Annotated in this window: 21 protein-coding genes; 5 read left to right on the top strand and 16 right to left on the bottom strand. The window is 40.1% G+C overall.

The window, feature by feature from the left end; all coding sequences use genetic code 11:
* Positions 1–189: 189 nt before the first annotated feature.
* A complete protein-coding gene (gmhB, locus tag JFU56_RS16410) occupies positions 190–744 on the bottom strand; it encodes a D-glycero-beta-D-manno-heptose 1,7-bisphosphate 7-phosphatase (protein WP_198438353.1) in 555 nt (184 codons plus the stop codon).
* A gap of 269 nt (positions 745–1,013) precedes the next feature.
* Here gmhB and metN point away from each other — a divergent pair, with 269 nt between their 5' ends.
* From metN to JFU56_RS16435, 5 genes are all read left to right on the top strand, one after another.
* Positions 1,014–2,048, top strand: coding sequence for a methionine ABC transporter ATP-binding protein MetN (gene metN / locus JFU56_RS16415; protein WP_198438354.1), 1,035 nt, complete (start codon positions 1,014–1,016; stop codon positions 2,046–2,048).
* Positions 2,038–2,694 carry a methionine ABC transporter permease gene (locus JFU56_RS16420; RefSeq protein ID WP_198438355.1) on the top strand — a complete coding sequence of 219 codons (657 nt, stop codon included), beginning with the start codon at positions 2,038–2,040 and terminating at the stop codon, positions 2,692–2,694. Before metN ends, JFU56_RS16420 begins: the two co-directional genes overlap by 11 nt.
* A gap of 31 nt (positions 2,695–2,725) precedes the next feature.
* Positions 2,726–3,532, top strand: a complete 807-nt coding sequence (gene metQ / locus JFU56_RS16425) for a methionine ABC transporter substrate-binding lipoprotein MetQ (protein ID WP_198438356.1) — start codon at positions 2,726–2,728, stop codon at positions 3,530–3,532.
* 151 nt (positions 3,533–3,683) lie between these two features.
* On the top strand, positions 3,684–4,670 hold the full coding sequence (locus JFU56_RS16430; protein WP_198438357.1) for a hypothetical protein: 987 nt from the start codon (positions 3,684–3,686) through the stop codon (positions 4,668–4,670).
* A 142-nt stretch (positions 4,671–4,812) separates the two neighbouring features.
* A complete protein-coding gene (locus JFU56_RS16435) occupies positions 4,813–5,634 on the top strand; it encodes a TIGR03899 family protein (RefSeq protein WP_198438358.1) in 822 nt (273 codons plus the stop codon).
* A gap of 4 nt (positions 5,635–5,638) precedes the next feature.
* On the opposite strand, the gene cysQ is transcribed toward JFU56_RS16435, so the two are convergent.
* From cysQ to JFU56_RS16510, 15 genes are all read right to left on the bottom strand, one after another.
* Positions 5,639–6,418, bottom strand: coding sequence for a 3'(2'),5'-bisphosphate nucleotidase CysQ (gene cysQ, locus JFU56_RS16440; protein WP_198438359.1), 780 nt, complete (start codon positions 6,416–6,418; stop codon positions 5,639–5,641).
* 17 nt (positions 6,419–6,435) lie between these two features.
* Complete coding sequence (gene cysC / locus JFU56_RS16445; RefSeq protein WP_198438360.1) at positions 6,436–7,083, bottom strand: adenylyl-sulfate kinase; 648 nt, start codon at positions 7,081–7,083, stop codon at positions 6,436–6,438.
* Between the two features lie 7 nt (positions 7,084–7,090).
* The gene (locus JFU56_RS16450; RefSeq protein WP_198438361.1) at positions 7,091–8,821 is read right to left on the bottom strand and encodes an SLC13 family permease; all 1,731 of its coding nucleotides are present in this window, start codon (positions 8,819–8,821) and stop codon (positions 7,091–7,093) included.
* 9 nt (positions 8,822–8,830) lie between these two features.
* A complete protein-coding gene (gene cysN / locus JFU56_RS16455) occupies positions 8,831–10,252 on the bottom strand; it encodes a sulfate adenylyltransferase subunit CysN (RefSeq protein WP_198438362.1) in 1,422 nt (473 codons plus the stop codon).
* Between the two features lie 15 nt (positions 10,253–10,267).
* On the bottom strand, positions 10,268–11,176 hold the full coding sequence (cysD, locus tag JFU56_RS16460) for a sulfate adenylyltransferase subunit CysD (RefSeq protein WP_198438363.1): 909 nt from the start codon (positions 11,174–11,176) through the stop codon (positions 10,268–10,270).
* 175 nt (positions 11,177–11,351) lie between these two features.
* Positions 11,352–12,404, bottom strand: coding sequence for a DNA polymerase IV (gene dinB / locus JFU56_RS16465; protein ID WP_198438364.1), 1,053 nt, complete (start codon positions 12,402–12,404; stop codon positions 11,352–11,354).
* Between the two features lie 217 nt (positions 12,405–12,621).
* Positions 12,622–13,275 carry an outer membrane protein OmpW gene (gene ompW / locus JFU56_RS16470; RefSeq protein WP_198438365.1) on the bottom strand — a complete coding sequence of 218 codons (654 nt, stop codon included), beginning with the start codon at positions 13,273–13,275 and terminating at the stop codon, positions 12,622–12,624.
* A 211-nt stretch (positions 13,276–13,486) separates the two neighbouring features.
* Positions 13,487–14,617 (bottom strand): TDT family transporter, encoded by a 1,131-nt coding sequence (locus tag JFU56_RS16475; protein ID WP_198438366.1) that lies wholly within the window; start codon positions 14,615–14,617, stop codon positions 13,487–13,489.
* 277 nt (positions 14,618–14,894) lie between these two features.
* Positions 14,895–15,119, bottom strand: a complete 225-nt coding sequence (gene nqrM, locus JFU56_RS16480) for a (Na+)-NQR maturation NqrM (RefSeq protein WP_198438367.1) — start codon at positions 15,117–15,119, stop codon at positions 14,895–14,897.
* 8 nt (positions 15,120–15,127) lie between these two features.
* Complete coding sequence (locus tag JFU56_RS16485; RefSeq protein WP_242065989.1) at positions 15,128–16,117, bottom strand: FAD:protein FMN transferase; 990 nt, start codon at positions 16,115–16,117, stop codon at positions 15,128–15,130.
* 45 nt (positions 16,118–16,162) lie between these two features.
* Positions 16,163–17,383, bottom strand: a complete 1,221-nt coding sequence (gene nqrF / locus JFU56_RS16490; protein ID WP_198438368.1) for an NADH:ubiquinone reductase (Na(+)-transporting) subunit F — start codon at positions 17,381–17,383, stop codon at positions 16,163–16,165.
* Between the two features lie 48 nt (positions 17,384–17,431).
* The gene (gene nqrE / locus JFU56_RS16495) at positions 17,432–18,040 is read right to left on the bottom strand and encodes an NADH:ubiquinone reductase (Na(+)-transporting) subunit E (protein ID WP_019441632.1); all 609 of its coding nucleotides are present in this window, start codon (positions 18,038–18,040) and stop codon (positions 17,432–17,434) included.
* Positions 18,041–18,043: 3 nt separating this feature from the next.
* Entirely contained in the window at positions 18,044–18,673 is a 630-nt protein-coding gene (locus JFU56_RS16500; RefSeq protein ID WP_198438369.1) for an NADH:ubiquinone reductase (Na(+)-transporting) subunit D, read from the bottom strand.
* On the bottom strand, positions 18,666–19,439 hold the full coding sequence (locus tag JFU56_RS16505) for a Na(+)-translocating NADH-quinone reductase subunit C (RefSeq protein ID WP_198438370.1): 774 nt from the start codon (positions 19,437–19,439) through the stop codon (positions 18,666–18,668). Before JFU56_RS16505 ends, JFU56_RS16500 begins: the two co-directional genes overlap by 8 nt.
* Complete coding sequence (locus JFU56_RS16510; protein WP_198438371.1) at positions 19,432–20,640, bottom strand: NADH:ubiquinone reductase (Na(+)-transporting) subunit B; 1,209 nt, start codon at positions 20,638–20,640, stop codon at positions 19,432–19,434. Before JFU56_RS16510 ends, JFU56_RS16505 begins: the two co-directional genes overlap by 8 nt.

The following is a 20,640-nucleotide window of genomic DNA, read 5'->3' on the forward strand; positions in this document are numbered from 1 at the left end:
CATTGATATAATATTTGGTCATTATATCTCTGCAAGTGCTCACACAGATTGCTTGAATAAATTGTTAAAGAGCATACCGAACGACTGTTGCCGTGTCAGTGGGAGCGATTATAGAGAAACTGGTTTCATTGGCAAGTTCTTTTAATAAATAAAACACAACAGCTCAATTAGTAATCAAAACGAGTCAATTTAGCCATTAACTATAGATTTAGCCGCTGAAAGTAAGTCTTTAAACACAGCATCAGCTTGTAATGCCCCTTTTTCACATACAACCTTACCTGTTGATACCAAATAATTGGCTTTGAGCTGCGCTTTTTGACCAGCTTGAATGTCTGACAACTTATCACCAACCAGATATGAATTAGCAAAATCAATTTCCAATTCTTCAGCCGCGCTATCTAACATACCAGTATTAGGTTTGCGGCATGTACAATTCTGCTTATATTCACCAATGCCTTTTTCTGGATGATGAGGACAAAAATAGATGCCATCAAGATCAACACCACGATCTGCTAACGACCAATCCATCCATTCCGTTAGTGTCATGAACTCCTCTTCACTATAATAACCACGTGCGATGCCCGATTGATTAGTAATGACGATAAGCAAGTAACCATGTTGCTTTAATAACTGCATGGCCTCAATGCTGCCATCAATGAATTCAAAGTCGTCAATTTGAGAGACATAACCTTTATCTTTATTAATCACACCATCACGATCTAAAAATATAGCTGGAGTTGCCACTTTACTCACCTCAAATTATCTATTAATTACAATCACAGTATTATTTCACGTCATCACAATTTCGCAATCGATACCTTCTACTATCTACTACCAGTTAAGTCTATTACTACCTAAAATTATATAAAAGACCGTTTAGACGTCTAGAAGTAAAAAAGTCCATTGACTTTAATCAACTAACTAATTAGCATAAGCATCCAGTTGTTACTTATATATAAAGAATTATTATCTAGTCTTATATATTAATTCTTACTTTCATTTTAGGCGTTGAAATGATCAAACTAACAAATATAAATAAAATATTTGAAACTACAGACAAGCCTGTTTATGCCTTGAAAGATATTAATTTAAACGTTAATAAAGGTGAAATATTCGGTGTTATTGGTTCATCAGGTGCAGGTAAAAGTACATTAATACGCTGTGTTAATTTACTTGAAACACCAACATCAGGTTCAATTAAACTTGATGGTGTTGAATTAACAGCACTAAACAAAGCAGAGTTATGCGCTGCAAGACGCCAAATAGGCATGATATTTCAACATTTCAATTTATTATCATCTCGCACTGTTTTTGATAACGTTGCACTACCGCTAGAATTAGCTGGCATTGATAAAGCTGAAATAAGTAAAAAAATCACGCCACTACTTGATTTGGTAGGCTTAGAATCAAAACATAATGCTTACCCTGCAGAATTAAGTGGTGGTCAAAAACAACGTGTTGCAATTGCGCGAGCGTTAGCATCTGAGCCTAAGGTTTTATTGTGCGATGAAGCAACATCAGCACTTGATCCAAGCACAACAAAATCTATCTTAACGTTATTAAAAGATATTAATGAGCGTCTTGGACTCACGATCCTACTTATTACCCACGAAATGGAAGTGGTGAAAAACATTTGCCATAAAGTAGCGATTATCGATAAAGGCGAACTGATTGAACAAAATACAGTTGCGAAATTTTTTGCTAATCCAGAAACAGAATTAGCACGAATATTCATTGAAGCAACAATTAATCTTGAGATCCCTGAAGAATATAAGCAGCGTCTGTCTTTAAACAGAAAAGATAATTCAATGCCATTAGTACGCCTTGGCTTCACTGGCAACAGTGTCGACTCAGCGGTTATTTCAGAAGTAAGCCGCACATTAAACGTTGATGTAAACATTTTAAGTGCCGATATTGAGTTTGCTGGCGGGATCAAGTTTGGCTACATGCTTGCCGAGCTTATCGGTACTAAAGAAAATACAATTGCAGCTAAAGCATTTTTCCAACAACACGCAGTTAACGTAGAGGTTATCGGTTATGTCGACTGAGCAAATGATTAATTTACTTTTCACTGCAACCATTGAAACTTTGGTTATGGTTGGTATCGCTGCAGCAATTGCATGTTTACTTGGCATGCCAACGGGCATCTTGTTACATGTAACAAAAACTCACGGTATTTTAGAAAATAAAAAATTAAATACAGCATTAAGTATTATCGTGAACATAGGCCGTTCAGTTCCTTTTATTATTTTACTTGTTGCGATTATCCCTTTTACACGCTTCGTTGTTGGTTCATCTATCGGCACAGGCGCGATGATTGTGCCATTAACCGTTGCTTCAATCCCTTTTATTGCGCGCTTAATTGAAGGTGCATTATTAGATGTACCAGCTGGTTTGGTCGAAGCAGCGCAAACAATGGGAGCAACGCCATTACAAATTATAATGAAAGTGTTAATTCCTGAAGCTATGCCAGGCATTATCAATAGCATCACGATCACATTGGTAACACTTGTTAACTACTCTGCAATGGCAGGTACCGTCGGTGGCGGTGGCCTAGGCGATGTTGGTATTCAGCATGGTTATATTGGCTTTAACCCTACTATTATTTTAATTACCGTTATCTTACTGGTGATCATCGTACAGATTATTCAATCAATCGGTGAACGTTTAGTCAGTAAAGTCGACCACAGATAATAAATCTTAAAAACTAAAGGAAGTAATAATCATGGAATTTTCACTAAAGAAATTAGTATCAGTAACAGCAATCGCATCAAGTGTATTATTGAGTGCGTGTAGTGGTGATAAAGAGTCTACAGTATTAAAAGTGGGTGCAATGGCTGGCCCTGAAGCTGAAGTTGTAGAAATTGCAAAAAATATCGCGAAAGAGAAATACAACCTTGATATCGAGATTGTAACGTTCACTGATTACGTAACACCAAACCGTGCACTAGAAGAAGGCAGCATTGATGTAAATGCTTTCCAACATAAGCCTTACTTAGATGCACAAATTGAGCAACGTGGTTACGATATTACAGCTGTAGCGAACACATTTGTTTATCCAATTGCCGCTTACTCAACATCGATCAAAACTGTTGATGAATTAAAAGAAGGTGATAAAGTTGCAGTGCCAAATGACCCTACTAACCTAGGTCGTTCATTACTATTACTTGAACAACAAGGTATCATTGCACTTAAACCTGGTATCGGCATTAAAGCGACTGAGTTAGATATCACAGCAAATCCATTTGGTGTTGAGATCGTAAAATTAGAAGCTGCTTTATTAGCACGTAACTTACAAGATGTGACGATTGCAGTGATCAACACTACGTTTGCAACAAAAATTGGTTTATCACCAACAAAAGATGGCATCTTCGTTGAAAATAAAGAATCACCATACGTAAACTTAATTGTTGCACGTAATGACAACAAAGATTCTGAAAAAGTGAAACAGTTTATCGCGGCTTTCCAAACACAAGAAGTGTATGACGAAGCGAAAAAACTATTCAATAATGCCATCGTAAAAGGTTGGTAGTCTGCAATTAATTTCGCACGCTAACCCCGCGGAATAATTGAAATAGTAGATATAATATGTGGTTGATACTGAAAAATACTCTGTGTTTTTTTGATATCAATCACATTTTCTACCAAGCTTAGTGAATCGTTATCATCATGAGATTCATTAGATGCCTCTCTCTTCACCACACAAAGCGACGTTGTGCTCAATCTTATCTACATACCTCATCACGCTCCTGTTAGTACCTGTAATCGCCTCTACACCTGGTGATAGCAATCAGCGAGAAAACCTTTCCTACTCGAAACAAATAAGCTTACCGGATAGTGAAACCAATTCATTTTCAATCAATTGGCAATGGGTAGACAAAGAAGGTAATAACTTCAAAATAAAATCATTCTTCGATACCGATATCGTCGAAACCTCATTGCTAGACAGTTATAAACTTTCATTTTCATTAAGCAATCCAATCAAAGCAATCCACACCTATTTAACACCTAGACTAGAGTTCGCGATTGAACGTATTAATTTTTATACTCCAGATGATCAGCATAAAATAACAGACATCAGATACGCTTTTACCAATAAAAACGAGAGCAACGCATCACAGTTATTCTGGCAAGCGTATAACCAATACCAAAATGACGCCTTTTACCACCTTAAAATAACGCCATGCGTACATCCTGAAAACAAAGAGCTACCTTGTGTTAGACCTAATTATTCGCAATTATTTTATGAGTATAGAGCCTACCTAAAAGATATCGCGACACAGTTAGCTGAGCAGCAATCATTTGTCACTGCAGTAAAAAATGCACGTCATTGGGTCTACGAGATACCAGATAGAGAAGAACATGATGATAGCTTTTTCTCGCCGATTAGCGTGTTAAAAACCAACGAAGCAGATAGTGATGAAAAAGCACTACTATTGGCGTCATTGATAAGCCAGCTTGCACCTGAATATGAGCTTTTCATGCTTTACCCATCAAGCAGTATTGGTAGTGTATCTCCCGTCTGGTTAACAATTGATAGTAAAAGTGGCGTTGAAGGTCAACAAATAATGATCAACGACAATCAATACACGGTGATATCAGGATCAAAAGTCAAACTTGATAAAGTATTGTCTTCAAATACAGAACTGATTAGTGAATCATTATATTAACGATCTCTTACCACGCACAGACAATGACTTCAAAATAATCGTTGTGACCTACATTCTATTTATCAACACAATACTTTCAGCGTAAAATCAGGTATAAATAAAGTTCATTGTCACCCATCTGAATACGCTGTTAGGTTTTGATATGTCCGTAAATGATACCCCTATAAATAAAGTTGAATCGAATATTTTAAACAGTATTCAACAATTACGTAAAGTTGCCAAAGAGCGAGGCATCGACGGTATGTTAACGGTAAATAAACATACTACATTTGAACACAGAGCTATTCAGCGTATTAACCAAGAAAAAATAAAGCAGCAACAGAACCTAGAAAGTATTGTCATGCGGGCGAATAACTTCTGTGATGACGTGACCTGTGAAAATATCGATCCTGACTGGCTTAGCGCATTTATGTCGATGGCAAAAGATATTTCAGGCCTACATATGCAAACCCTATGGGGACAGATATTTGCATTAGAGTTAGGTCACTCAGGGAGTTTCTCGGTAAAATCATTACGAACGCTAAATCAAATGACGCAACGTGAAGCGCAAATGTTTCAGGTGGCTTGCAATTTAAGTTCGCAAGTTGGTAATGACTCGAATCGTAAGATTGTATTAAACTGCCAAGACAACAGCAAAAGTTTCTTATTATTCAACAAACCACAATTCAAATCTATTAACTTAGGCCGACACAAACTGCCTTATAGTAGTTTACTCACATTATCGGATCTGGGACTAATCCATCATAATGAATTAGAAATGGTTAACTTACCTTTAGATAAAGATCTACCGATAATCTATGGGGAAGAGAAATTAACAATGAAAGTAAAAAATCGTTCATCACGGATGAAATATTATCGTTTTACGAATATCGGGGACGAACTGGCTAAACTCATCCCTCACGAAAGTAAGGGCGAGTATTTCGTTGAACTAACCAGCCATTTACATAACGCCTTTCATTTTTAGACCACTATGCCTTAGCAACAACAAAAAACGGATTCAGTACGGATTCTTGATGGTTATACAATAACGGGGAACCATCAAGTTGCACAACGTTAGCGCCAGCAGCGCAAGCAACCGCATGTCCGGCGCCTGTATCCCACCAACATGTTGGACCTAAACGTGGATAGCAATGTGCACTGCCTTCGGCAATTAAACAAAACTTCAGCGAACTGCCAACCGGAATAATATCAGTATCTTTATAGCGCGTTAAATACAATGCCATTTCAGGACTTGCATGAGAACGTGAACCAACCACTTTAACCGTGCCATTATCAGGTATCGGTAACGCGCTTAATTGCGTTGTATTACCATCATGTAATAAAAACGCACCTTCACTCGTTGTATAGTAAAGTTTATCTAAAACTGGCGCATACACAACGCCAAGTATTGGCTGCTGATTATGAACCAAGGCGATATTAACGGTGAATTCCCCATTACGCTTAATGAACTCCTTAGTGCCATCAAGCGGGTCAACTAACCAGAAGGTTTGCCATTGCTTACGCTCATCCCAAGGAATATTAGCACCTTCTTCCGATAAGATAGGGATGTCAGGAGTGATAGTACGTAAACTTGCGACGATAATATCATTAGCGGCAATATCAGCTTCTGTTACTGGTGAATTATCATCTTTCATATCAACATGAAAATCACGTTGATAAATCTCTAAAATCTCTTGTCCCGCAGCCACTGCAATATCATTAATCCGGCTGACTAAATGATCGATTGAGCTATCCTTTGAATTATCCATTTATTTACGACTACTCCCTACTTAATATGACCTTGCTGGGCAAGATAGCTCATTATTTGTTGAACCGACATCGATACTGGGTTATTACCATTATCTAAATACAACTCTGGTTCAATTGGCGCTTCATAGACAGAATCAATACCGGTAAAGTTTTTGATTTCACCTGCGCGTGCTTTTTTATAAAGCCCTTTTGGATCACGCTGCTCACAAGTAGCAAGATCAGCATCCACATGTATTTCAATAAACTCACTATCACCGAGTAAAGAGCGAACTAATTCACGCTCCTGGCGATGTGGAGAAATAAACGCAGTTAATACAATAACACCTGCATCAACCATTAACTTTGCCACTTCTCCCACTCTGCGAATATTCTCTTTACGATCATCATCGCTAAAGCCCAAATCTCCACATAAACCAAAACGTACATTATCGCCGTCTAATAGATACGTGTGATAACCCGCTTTATGCAGCTCATTCTCAAGCGCACCAGCGACCGTCGATTTACCCGAACCGCTTAAACCAGTAAACCAGAGCACGCAAGGTTGCTGCTGTTTGTTAGCTGCTCTTGCTGCTTTATCAACCGCATGTTGATGCCATACGATATTGTCTGTTGCCGTTACTGGCACTGTTGTGTCAGCATTACTTTCCTTGATAATTGTTGTCATTACACACTCACAGATAAAATGGGAATACATATGGGATCATTACTAATACCACAGTGGAATAGGCGATCGATGTCGGAACACCAAGCTTAAGGTAGTCTGTTAGCGCATAATTTCCGGCACTATAGACCATTAGATTTGTTTGGTAGCCATAAGGTGAAATAAAGCTCGCACTGGCACCAAAAATAACCGCCATAATAAAAGGTAATTCACTGACGCCATAACTTTGCGCTAAGCTAAACGCGATAGGGAATGCGAGCGCTGCAGCCGCATTATTAGTGATTAACTCACTGAGTAACAATGTTGCAAGGTAAGTGGCGATAAAAGCGGCGAGTACACCCCAACCATTAAAAGCCTCTAATAAACTATTCGCTAATAAATCAGACACGCCCGTCGTTTGCAGCATATTAGATAATGCTAAAGCACTACCCACCACAATCCAAAGCTCGAGCGGTAAACGTTTGCGGATCTCTTGCAAAGATAATGTGCCACTCATGCATAAGAGCAACACGAATATAACCAACCCTTTCAATAATGGTAAGGTGCCAGTAAGCGCTAACGCAATCGTCGTTACAAATCCAGCTAAAACACCAATACTTCGATGATCACTTAAGCGTGTCGCAGTATCGAGTCCACTGACAACCACAAAATCACGATTCAGATCTTTACTATTTTTAAATTCAGCTCCAGGCGCTAATAATAAGGTATCACCTGCACGTAAACGTACATTACCTAATCCGCCACGTAATGGACTATGACCACGGCGAATAGCCACAACCACTGAATCAAAGTGTGCTCTGAACTTACTTTCTTTAAGGGTCAAACCATTTAATTTTGAGGAATGACTGACAATCACTTCAACAAGATGCTGGCCATTTAATTCGCCTTGGCCGAACAATTTCAAGCCTTTAATATCTTGCAAGACACCGACAGAGTCAACATCGCCACAGAACAACAACTGATCGTTCGCTTGTAATACTTCTTCTGGACAAACGGGGCAAATAACCTCGCCATCCCGTAATATTTCCGCAAGATATAACTGTTTTAGTGCACGTAAATTGTTTTTTGCAATGGTTTTTCCAACCAGTTCTGAATGTGGTTTTACATGTGCTTCTAAAAAATAAACTAATTCTTCCGTCTCATCTTGGCTATGGTCGGGTAATCGGTGGCTCATGGTGATAAGCACAAACATACCCGCGAGAAAACCAGCTAAACCAACAATAGAAAATTCAAAAAATCCTAACGAGGGAAGCCCTGCATCAACCACAAAACTATTCACAATAAGATTGGTTGAAGTACCGATCAAGGTCAACGTACCACCAAAAATGGCCGCATAAGAAAGGGGAATAAGTAGTTTAGTGGGAGCGTGGGTGTTATTACGCTTCACCGCACCAATCAGTGATGCAACAACAGCGGTATTATTAGTGAAAGATGATAATAGTGCCGTAGAAAAGCCTAGCTTAGCCACCACAACAGTAAAACGGCCTGTAGATAACTGCCGTCCAATCCAACTGATTAACCGTGTTTTTTCGATAGTAATCGAAATTAATAATAATAGAATTAATGTGATAAGAGAAGGATTGGTAAATCCAGCCATGACTTGTGGCATCTCAATCGAGCCAGACAAGTAAGCTAAAATGACCATCGCACCAAATAAGCTCGAAGGTCGAAACTTACCTGAAATAAGTAAACCAATAAAGATCACCAGTGCGACTAAAATGCTTCCCTGTATCACATTCATAACAACGTCCTACAGCTTGCTAATATCGATAGCTTGCCATTTCGGGAAATGCTTGCGAACTAACGCATTCAGCTCTACTTCAAACTCACTAAATTCATGTAAGTGAGTACTTCCCTTTGCATCGAGCACTTGCTCAATCATACCTGCACCAACGGTAACATTGGTTAAACGGTCGATAACAATAAAGCTCCCCGTATCAGCAACAGCTTGATAATTATCAGCTGGCACGGCTTCGGTAAGTGTTAACTCACATAAACCTATTTCATTCAATGCCAGTTCTGATGCCACTGATTCTTCCAGCGTATTCACATCAACCTTATTACGGAGCACAGTAAATTGACCGGTAGTCTTTTTACTGGCTAATTTGATATCGTATTGACGGCCAATTTCAAGGGCTTGATCTGACATCCACACGATATTTGCCAGTAGCGAATCAGACAGTATTGGCTGGTTTTTCGTTGATACTAAGATATCACCACGACTCACATCAATTTCGTCAGTCAGTGTTAACGTGATAGCTTGGTCTTGATGTGCAGAGGTAAGTTCACCATCAAAAGTAACAATCGATTTAACCGTACTTGACTTACCTGATGGCAATGCTACAACTTCATCACCGACATTGATTTGGCCCGCAGCGATCGTGCCGGCAAAACCACGAAAATCGAGATTAGGGCGATTAACATACTGCACCGGTAATCGGAACGGTTTATCAAGCGAGCCATCAGAAGTATCAACCGCTTCTAAACATTCTAATAATGTACGACCATTGAACCAAGGTGTACGTGTAGAACGGTCAACAACGTTATCACCCTCTAACGCCGATAACGGGGTAAATTCGATGGTAATATCGTTTAACTTTTCAGTGAAACCTAAGTACTCTTCTTTGATCTCTTCAAAACGTTGCTCAGAGAAATCAACCAAATCCATTTTATTAATCGCGACAACAAAATGTTTAATACCCAATAGCGAAGCAATATAAGAGTGACGTTTAGTTTGCGTTAATACGCCTTTACGCGCATCAATCAAGATCACAGCTAGGTCACAAGTAGAAGCTCCCGTCGCCATGTTGCGGGTATATTCTTCATGTCCCGGTGTATCAGCAATAATAAATTTACGTGTTGCTGTCGAGAAATAACGGTAAGCCACATCAATGGTAATACCTTGTTCACGTTCAGCCGCAAGGCCATCAACTAATAACGCTAAATCAATTGCTTCACCTGTGGTACCTGATTTTTGGCTATCAACATGTAACGCTGCTAATTGATCTTCATAGATCTGATGCGAGTCATGTAATAAACGGCCAATAAGGCTACTCTTACCATCATCAACACTGCCACACGTTAAAAAACGTAATAAGCTTTTGTGCTGCTGTTGGTGTAAGTAGGTTTCAATATCTGTTTGTGCTAATTCATTTGCTATTTGATTGTTCATCTACCCTGCTCCTACCTAGAAATAACCTTGACGTTTCTTCTGCTCCATTGAAGCTGAAGAATCATGGTCAATCATACGTCCTTGTCGTTCACTGCTTGTCGCCAGCAACATCTCTTCAATAATCTCAGGTAATGTTAATGCTTCCGATTCCACAGCGCCTGTTAATGGATAACAACCGAGGGTTCTAAACCGCACCATTTTCTCTTCGATCTTCTCGCCTGCTTGTAACTTCATGCGATCGTCATCAACCATGATCAACGCACCATCGCGTTCAACCACAGGACGTTTGGCAGCAAGATAAAGCGGCACGATTTCAATTTGTTCTTGGTAGATATATTGCCAAATATCCAATTCTGTCCAGTTTGATAATGGGAAGACACGAATGCTTTCACCTTTATTTACTTGGCCGTTATAAGTACGCCATAACTCAGGACGTTGGTTTTTCGGATCCCAGCGATGATTCTTATCACGGAATGAATATACACGCTCTTTCGCACGTGATTTTTCTTCATCACGTCGTGCACCACCAAATGCAGCATCAAAACCATATTTATCTAAGGCCTGCTTCAGACCTTGGGTTTTCATGATATCGGTATGCTTTGAACTGCCGTGATCAAATGGGCTACAACCCATCGCGATCCCTTCAGGGTTTTGGTGTACTAACAGATCAAAACCGTATTTTTTTACAGTCTTGTCACGAAATTCAATCATTTCGCGAAACTTCCAGTTAGTATCAACATGCAATAATGGAAACGGGATCTTACCAGGGTAAAAAGCCTTACGAGCAAGGTGTAGCATCACTGATGAGTCTTTACCGATTGAATACATCATTACCGGATTATCAAACTCTGCAGCTACTTCCCTGATTATGTGGATACTTTCAGCTTCCAGCTGTTTAAGGTGGGTCAACCTCTGTTGATTCATCTTCTACTCCATCAGACCAAATTGGATAATTTCATATCGTTTGGATCAATATAGCCCCTTTACTTATAACCGACAAAGAACATAAGCTGATTTTTTATAACTTTTAGGAATATAGGCGGTATTGAGGAGGATTATAGAAAGATAAACAATATTATTGATTGGTATAAATTAAATACTAAAACAGCAGGTTATATTGCTCACTATCCTTATCGCCAGCCAGACCAACGTATAAACCAATTAAGCGAATACCACGCTGATCTTGTTTTGTCATTGCCTGCGTGAATAGGTCTGCAAATAGGTGGTCATCTAATGTTGTAATACTTTGTTCAGTCGTTGTAGAAACAAAATCATTAAATTTAAGTTTAACGCCCTGCTTGGTAATTCGCATATCAGGATCCGCTTTTTGTAAGCGTTGTAATAAGGTTTGATATAGCTGGGGAAACAATGCCATACACTGTTCTAATGTGAGGATATCTTCGGGTAATGTAATTTCAACGCCCACGGATTTGCGATGTTGCTCATTACAAACAGGGCGGTTATCAATGCCCTGACAGCGCTCTAATAAGCTATGACCTAATTTCCCAAAGCTCTCAATAATATCTTCAGCAGGAAATTTAAGTACATCCGCACAAGTATACAAACCAACGCGATTTAATTTTTGCCAAGTCACCTTACCCACGCCAGGAATTTTATTTAATGGTAGGTCGGCAACAAAAGATTTAACTTGCGAAGGCGTAATAACAAATAACCCATTTGGCTTATTGATATCGGATGCCACTTTAGCCAAAAATTTAACCGGTGCCACACCCGCAGACGCAGTAAGCGCTAACTCAGATTCAATACTTTTACGAATATCTTCCGCTATCAACGTCGCACTGCCAGAGAATAATTCACAGTCCGTCACATCTAAAAAGGCTTCATCTAATGATAGTGGTTCAATCAAATCTGTATAACGAGAAAATATTTCATGGATCTGAGCTGAGACTTCTCGATATACCTGCATACGTGAAGGCACTAGCGTTAAGTCAGGGCAGAGCTGCATGGCTTTATACGAAGACATCGCAGAACGCACGCCATACTGACGGGCAATATAATTACACGTTGCAATGACCCCACGGCGGTCACTCATGCCACCAATCGCGATAGGGATATCTTTATATGCAGGATTGTCACGCACTTCGACATTGGCAAAGTAGGCGTCCATATCGATATGAATTATTTTTTTCATGACCTTCACTAAGCGTTAATCAACATAAGTAGCACTGTATAAAATACCAGTCAATTATAAATACATTTAGGCCAGAGGACAAATAATTAAATAAGAAAAGAGTAGGAAATAAGAAGATTCAGTAATTGGGGAATGGAGGTAAAAGAACAGAAAATAATAGTAAACAAGGTGCAGATGCACCTTGTTTAATTTTAATCAATAATGCCGATAGGGCTAATTAAAATACATAACCGATACTAACCATGTATACCAATGGATCGATGTCAGTTTTAATTTTAACATCATCAGCACCGTGCTTAAATGTCACATCAGTACTAATATCCGCATACATCACGGATGCATTCACTAACCACTTATCATTAATTTTATAGTCCACGCCAACTTGTGCAGCTAGACCAATAGAGTTACTCATATCTAAGTCGCTAAGGCCGTTCCCTATACCCGTACCTGTATCATTAAATTCAGTATCAAAGAATACAGTAAAGTTAACACCTGCGCCTACATAAGGACGGAATTTAGAGCCTGAATCACCAAAGTAATACTGCGCTAATAATGTCGGAGGTAATTGGCTTGCTTCAGCAATAACACCAATACCTTCTAAAGATATTTCATGGGTAAATGGGCTCGCCGCAACTAACTCAATACCGATATTATCCGTCGCCATATAAGTAAAATTAAGACCTAGCTGTACATTATCATCTACTTGGAACTCGCCAGCACCTAATACATCACCACTTGATTCATTCGGCGCAACCATCAACGCACCCGCACGAACAATAATATCACCTTGTTGATGAGCAAAAGCAGGGGCTGCAAGCGTTGCTGATAATAAAGAGGCAGTGATTAATCCAGATAATATTTTCTTGTTCATGTAGAGCTCCAGCAATAGGGTATGTTTATCATTTCAAATACAGTTTGATTACACTTGATGTTCTTGGACACCATTTGGTAACAAACAATTAACTTAGGTGTACTTTGCCATATACACGAAACACCATATTGATATAGATCAACCACACCACAAGTACTCACTATTGAGTACAAATAAATGGAACTATTATTTTAACATTGAAATATAAGGATTAATTTTTACCTTTATCATGACCTTTAACGGCCTGTACTGCAGGAGCATTCGTTATAGGTTTCAGAATGTGTCCACCTTTTAAGCCTTTTACTGTCCCTATTGCAGCAATAATCCAGGCACAAATCAGCGCAGAAAACAGTATAATCGCAGCCCATTGAAACACCGGTAGACCTGTGTGTAATGCGAGTTGAGTTGTGCCAGTAACACAAGTACCTACGGGGAATGTGAAAGCCCACCACGTCAATGCAAAAGGCATTTTTCGACGCATTGCACGGAGCGTCAGTAAGCCCGCAAGGCATGACCAAAATAGTGCAAAACCCCAAACAGGTACACCATAAAGTATCGCCATGGTATTTAAACTATTCCCTATCGCGGAGTCAACGACAGTCAACGCAACAGTCCCTAAGGCGCCAATAGCAGTGATCGATTGACCCAGCGGTCCTAACACAATCCACAATGTTGGTACCCTCGCACCACCAGAGCTTCCAGAGTGAGTTAGGCGATTCCAGATAAGGGTAATAATGATCATTGCGGCGATCAAGCTAACGCCAAACATGGCATAGCAGGCATACAGCATTGTTTGCTGTAATACGATACCTTCGGCATGCGGAATAAGCATAGCGCCGATAGTGGCAGATACCATCGGCGGCACAACCGGCATTAACCATCCACCAAAAGCAGCGTGACGGTTAACTTCATAATGAGTAAACAAACGAAAAGGAATGATAACAGCACTGAGTAAACCACCGAAAGTACCGAGCAACCACAGAGTCCAAGCAATTGTTAGTGCCGTTTCAGTGGCAAAGATATGGTTACCCATCAATATAGTGCCACCTGCGATTGTCAGTAACGCCATTGGCGGCGCGCCAAAGAATTGAGCCATAACAGGATCGTTAAATTGTCGCTTAATAACCTCGGGACGCATGATCGTCTGCATGATCTTAATCGCGAGCATAATGATTAATAGCGTTGCCGCTAATAACCAGACAACTAAAGCAAAGTCTGTAAGATAAATACCAATCAAAGGTAAGCTCACCGCAGCATTAGCGATAATCCCAGTCCCCATGACTGAAGCAAACCAATTAGGGCCAATCTCTTTGCTAAATTTAGGTTCAGTTATAACGTTCATTAACGCCTCCAAGCTTCATATTATTATTGCTATTGATTAAACGAATTCAAGGATTATATCGCGATAAGATAGCAGATAGTGAGAGCGCAAACTTTAGCGAATCGATAACATAAATCATAGTAAATAAAATAAAGAGTAGAATATCGAGGAGGGTTTACCATTGTAAAAACGAGTGTTGAACGTGTAAAAAGTAGTATAGAAGGAGGGAGCAATAAGGTCGGGTTTAAAAAAGCTATAAAGCACGTCCTGCACTTTATAGCTAGATGCTTGGCGTAAACTAGATGATACGATTTTCGTTTAACATCTTCTGTTTAGCTTCTTCTTTTGCCATTTTAGCTTTGCGTTTATCGCATGGATCGGGGCAATCACACGCCTTTTCCATACCTAAACCACTAATACCACCACAGCTGCCTGTGATAGATTTTTTTTGCACAATATAGCCGATAGACATACCAGCAATAACTAACGCAAAAATAACAAATGTTGCAGCAAAATAAGCCATATTAGCCTCTATTTTAAATAAGGTTCGAACTGTTTGGTATACACTTCATTATAACCTGAATCTGACTTCGAGATCATCAATACAGCTAAACCTTGCTGCTTGGCAAACTCAAGACCGTCTTTTTCACCCATGACCATTAACGCTGTCGCAAGTGCATCTGCCGTCATTGACGAAGTGTGAATGACTGTCACAGAAACCAGTTTGTGTTTAATTGGTTTACCGCTTACAGGGTCAATAGTATGCGCAAAACGCTCACCATTAAGCTCGTAATAATTACGGTAATCACCTGATGTCGCAATTGCATTGTTACCAACCGCAATCACTTCTTGCACACTTTGATTGTCACTAGTCGGTTTCTCAACCGCAACCTGCCAATCAATACCGCGCGCATTAACACCATTTATACGCAGTTCACCGCCCACTTCGACCAGGTAATTTTCAACACCTAATGAAGCAAAGTAGTCAGCGATAACATCAACGCCATAACCTTTCGCAATCGAAGACAAATCAACATACAAACCATCAATGTCTTTGCTTAACGTTGTTTCTGTAGCCGCTAAATGCTGAATACCAATACGTTGCTTAACAGTATCTAACTGTTGCTGTGATGGTATTTTTTCTGGTTTATTATCTGGGCCAAATCCCCACAGATTAACCAAAGGACCAACGGTTACATCTAATGCACCATTCGTCAATTTATTCAAACGAAGAGCTTCTAACACTACTTTTGCTGTATCACGAGATACTTCAAAACCAGTAACAGCAACGCTTTGATTAAAGCGTGATAACTCTGAATTAGGACGATAAGTCGACATCTGGTCGTTCACTAATTCTAAACGTCTATCAATCTCAATTTGGATATCTTGCTTATCTTGTTCAGACAGTGGGAAACCCACGACTTTCATGTGATAAGTAGTACCCATAGTAGGACCAGAAAACAGTACTTCTTCAGTACTTTTTTGTTCACTACAACCAAGAATGAAAATGGCTAGCCCCATCAGAGCTAGCCATCGATACATCGATTTGAATTGAATCAAAAAATATTAGCCAAAGTCATCTAGCATGATATTTTCATCTTCAACACCAAGGTCTTTCAGCATACCGATAACAGCAGCATTCATCATTGGTGGACCACACATGTAGTACTCACAATCTTCTGGTGCTTCGTGATTACCTAAGTAGTTTTCAAGGATCACGTTATGGATGAAGCCTGTGTAACCTTCCCAGTTATCTTCTGGTTGTGGATCACTTAGTGCAACATGCCATTCAAAGTTTTCGTTCTCTTTTGCAAGCATATCGAAATCTTCAACATAGAACATTTCACGCTTAGAACGAGCACCGTACCAGAATGAAACCTTACGTTTTGTATCTAAACGGTTCAACTGATCGAAGATGTGTGAACGCATTGGCGCCATACCAGCACCACCACCAACAAATACCATTTCATTGTCAGTTTCTTTTGCAAAGAACTCACCAAATGGACCTGAGATAGTTACTTTATCGCCAGCTTTTAGGCTAAAGATATACGAAGACATCTTACCTGCAGGTAAAGATAGATCACGCGGCGGTGGCGTAGCAATACGCACGTTAAGCATGATGATACCCGCTTCTTCTGGGCAGTTAGCCATAGAGTAAGCACGGATAGTATCTTCATCAACTTTAGATTCAACATCAAAGAAGCCAAAGTGTTGCCAATCGCCACGGTATTCTTCAGGAATATCATAGTCTGAATATTTAACGTGGTGAGCAGGCGCTTCAATTTGGATATAACCACCGGCGCGGAAAGGAACCACTTCACCGTTTGGAATAGCCATTTTAAGTTCTTTAATGAACGTTGCTTTGTTATCGTTAGAGATAACTTCACATTCCCATTTTTTAACACCAAAGATTTCTTCTGGTAGCTCAATATCCATGTCAACTTTTACACTAACTTGGCATGATAGACGTTCGCCATCACGAGCTTCACCTTTAGAGATGTGGTCAAGTTCAGTTGGTAGAATATCGCCACCGCCTGATTTAACTTTCACACGACACTGGCCACAAGTACCACCGCCACCACAAGCTGAAGAAACGAAAATACCGCTTGCAGCTAGTGAACCTAGAAGTTTACCACCTGCACCAGTCACCACTGATTTCTCAGGGTCACCGTTAATACTAATTGTAATATCACCTTCACTTACCAGTTTAGACTTAGCAAACAGAATGACTGTTACCAAGGCTAAAACGATAATTGTGAACATGACTACGCCGAGAATGATTTCCATCGACTTATCCTTTGCTCTTGAAACGTGCTGACCGAAGCCAGCCGTTTATTATAACTGAATACCAGAAAATGACATGAAACCTAGCGCCATAAGACCTGCTGTAATAAAGGTAATACCTAAACCACGTAGACCATCTGGCACATCTGAATATTTCATTTTCTCACGAAGACCAGCCATCGCAACGATAGCTAACATCCAACCTAGACCACTACCAAAACCATATACTACTGATTCTGTGAAGTTATAGTCACGTTGTACCATGAAAGATACACCACCGAAGATTGCACAGTTAACTGTGATCAACGGCAGGAAAATACCCAGTGCGTTATATAGAGCCGGTAAGAACTTGTCTAACACCATCTCTAAGATTTGTACTAACGCGGCAATTACACCAATGAACGTGATGAAACCTAGAAAGCTTAAATCAGCTTCCGGGAAACCAGCCCATGCAAGTGCACCAGGAGCAAGTACGCTGCCATAGATCACTTGGTTAACAGGAATAGAAATAGTAAGTACAGCTGTTACTGCAACACCAAGACCGATCGCTGTTGTCACTTTCTTAGATACAGCAAGGAATGTACACATACCTAAGAAGAATGATAATGCTAAGTTTTCAATGAAAATAGCACGTACGAACAAACTAATATAATGTTCCATCGTTTACCCCTTTGGCTCAACTTGCTCTGGTTTCCACGTACGTAGAGCCCAAATCAATAAACCAATGATGAAGAATGCACTTGGCGGTAGTAGTAATAGACCGTTTGACTGGTACCAACCACCGTTTTGGATAAGTGGTAAGATTTCAATACCAAACCAAGTACCTGAACCAAAGATTTCACGAACTGTCGCAACAGCAAGTAAGATAGCACCGTAACCTAAACCGTTACCGATACCGTCTAAGAAACTTGGTAGAGGCTTGTTCTTCATTGCGTAAGCTTCAGCACGACCCATTACGATACAGTTTGTAATGATCAGACCAACGAATACCGAAAGCTCTTTTGATAACTGGAACGCTACCGCTTTAAGTACTTGGTCAACAACAATTACAAGGGATGCGATAATTGCCATTTGCACAATAATACGCACACTGTTAGGGATCATGTTACGCACTAACGAGATGAAGAAGCTTGAGAAAGCAGTAACTACCATTACAGCGATAGTCATTACAAACGCAGTTTCCATCTTCGTTGTTACAGCCAATGCAGAACAAACACCTAAGATTTGTAATGCAATCGGGTTGTTAGTGGCAATGGGTGCGGTAACAATTTCTCTTAAGTCAGACTTAGCCATTGTTTGAGCCTCCGTTTTGCAATTTCTTCAGGAAAGGACCAAAACCGTTTTCACCAATCCAGAACTGGAATGTATTTTCAACACCTTGACCTGTTAGCGTAGCACCAGATAAACCATCAATACCTGAAGGCGTATTATCTTGACCACCGCCTTTCACGACACGGATTGCAACATCACCATTCGCATCGAACAGTTGCTTGCCTTCCCATTTAGCTGTCCACAGTGGGTTTAACACTTCACCACCTAGACCCGGAGTTTCACCTTGCTCATAGTACTGAATGCGTTTCACTGTTTTGCCATCTTTGTCGATTGCAACGAATGCATACATCGTTGACCATAGGCCACGGCCGTATACAGGTAGTACGTAAGACTCAACATTACCTTGCGCATCTTTTACAAGATAAACATCAGCAACATTTGAACGACGCTTGATACCTGCAACGTCCTTACCCGTTAAGTCAGTACTTTTCGTTAGATCTTTTACGTTTTGAAGTTGATCAAATGTCGCTGCATTCTCTTCAACATATTCGCCCGTAGTTAAATCAACAAATTTTGCATCAACAAACTTCGCGTAGATTTCGCCAACGTTAGCATTTTCTTCTAACTTGCCTGCAACAGAAAGTAGGTTAGTTTGCTTATCCAATGCTTTGTTAGCATTTTGAGCATCACGTAGACCTACAGCCGCGCCAGATACGACGATTGAACATACTAAACACAACGCCGCAACGATTGTGATAGTTTTCAGTGGAGTTTCTTTACTAGCCATTGCGTGCAAGTCTCCGTTTAATGTTAGCTTGAACAACAAAGTGATCAAATAGAGGTGCGAATAAGTTAGCAAACAAGATTGCTAGCATCATACCTTCTGGGAATGCAGGGTTAACTACACGAATTAATACAACCATTAGGCCGATAAGAATACCGTATGCCCATTTACCGTTATCAGTAAATGAAGCCGATACAGGATCCGTCGCCATGAACATCATACCAAACGCGAAACCACCGATAACTAAATGCCAGTAGAATGGTACTTCGAACATTGGGTTAGTGTCTGAACCGATCATGTTGAATAGTAAGCTTGTCGCTACCATACCAATCATAACACCAGCAACGATTCTCCAAGATGCAACACCAGCGATAAGTAATACGCTACCCGATAATAGGATAATTAACGCAGATACTTCACCAGTAGAACCTTGCATGTTACCAATGAAGGCATCAGCCCACGTTAGCGAACTTGTCAGTCCTTCAAGACCACCTGCAGCAGCAGAACTCAGTGCTGTAGCACCAGAGAAACCGTCAACAGCTGTCCAAACAGCATCACCTGAGATGTCAGATGGGTATGCGAAGAATAAGAACGCACGACCAGCAAGTGCTGGATTTAAGAAGTTCTTACCTGTACCACCGAATACTTCTTTAGCGATTACAACACCAAAAGTAATACCGATAGCCGCTTGCCATAATGGAATGTTAGCAGGCAGAATAAGTGCAAATAAGATTGATGTTACGAAGAAACCTTCATTTACTTCATGCTTACGCACGGCAGCAAATAACACTTCCCAGAAACCACCAACCACAAACACTGTCGCGTAAATAGGGAGGAAGTAAACCGCACCATATAGCATACTTGCTATAACACCTGCGCCCTCACCAATTGTAACGCCAAACATGTTTAGTAGTGCAACATGCCAATCGTCAAATGCAAGACCAGCACCTGATGCAATAGCCGAGTTTGCTTGAGCACCAATGTTGTACATGCCCCAGAAAACCATCGGCAATGCACACATCCACACTAAAATCATAATACGTTTTAAATCGATATTATCACGTACGTGTGTTTTACCTTTTGTAACAAAACCTGGTGTAAATAAACCGGTTGCCACCGCTTCATACAAGGCAAACCATTTTTCGTGTTTACCACCTGGTTCGAAGTGATGTTCCATCCCTTCGATATAATTCTTAAGACCCAT

It is taken from the genome of Moritella sp. F3, from assembly GCF_015082335.1.
In the GTDB taxonomy this organism is placed as follows: Bacteria; Pseudomonadota; Gammaproteobacteria; order Enterobacterales; family Moritellaceae; genus Moritella.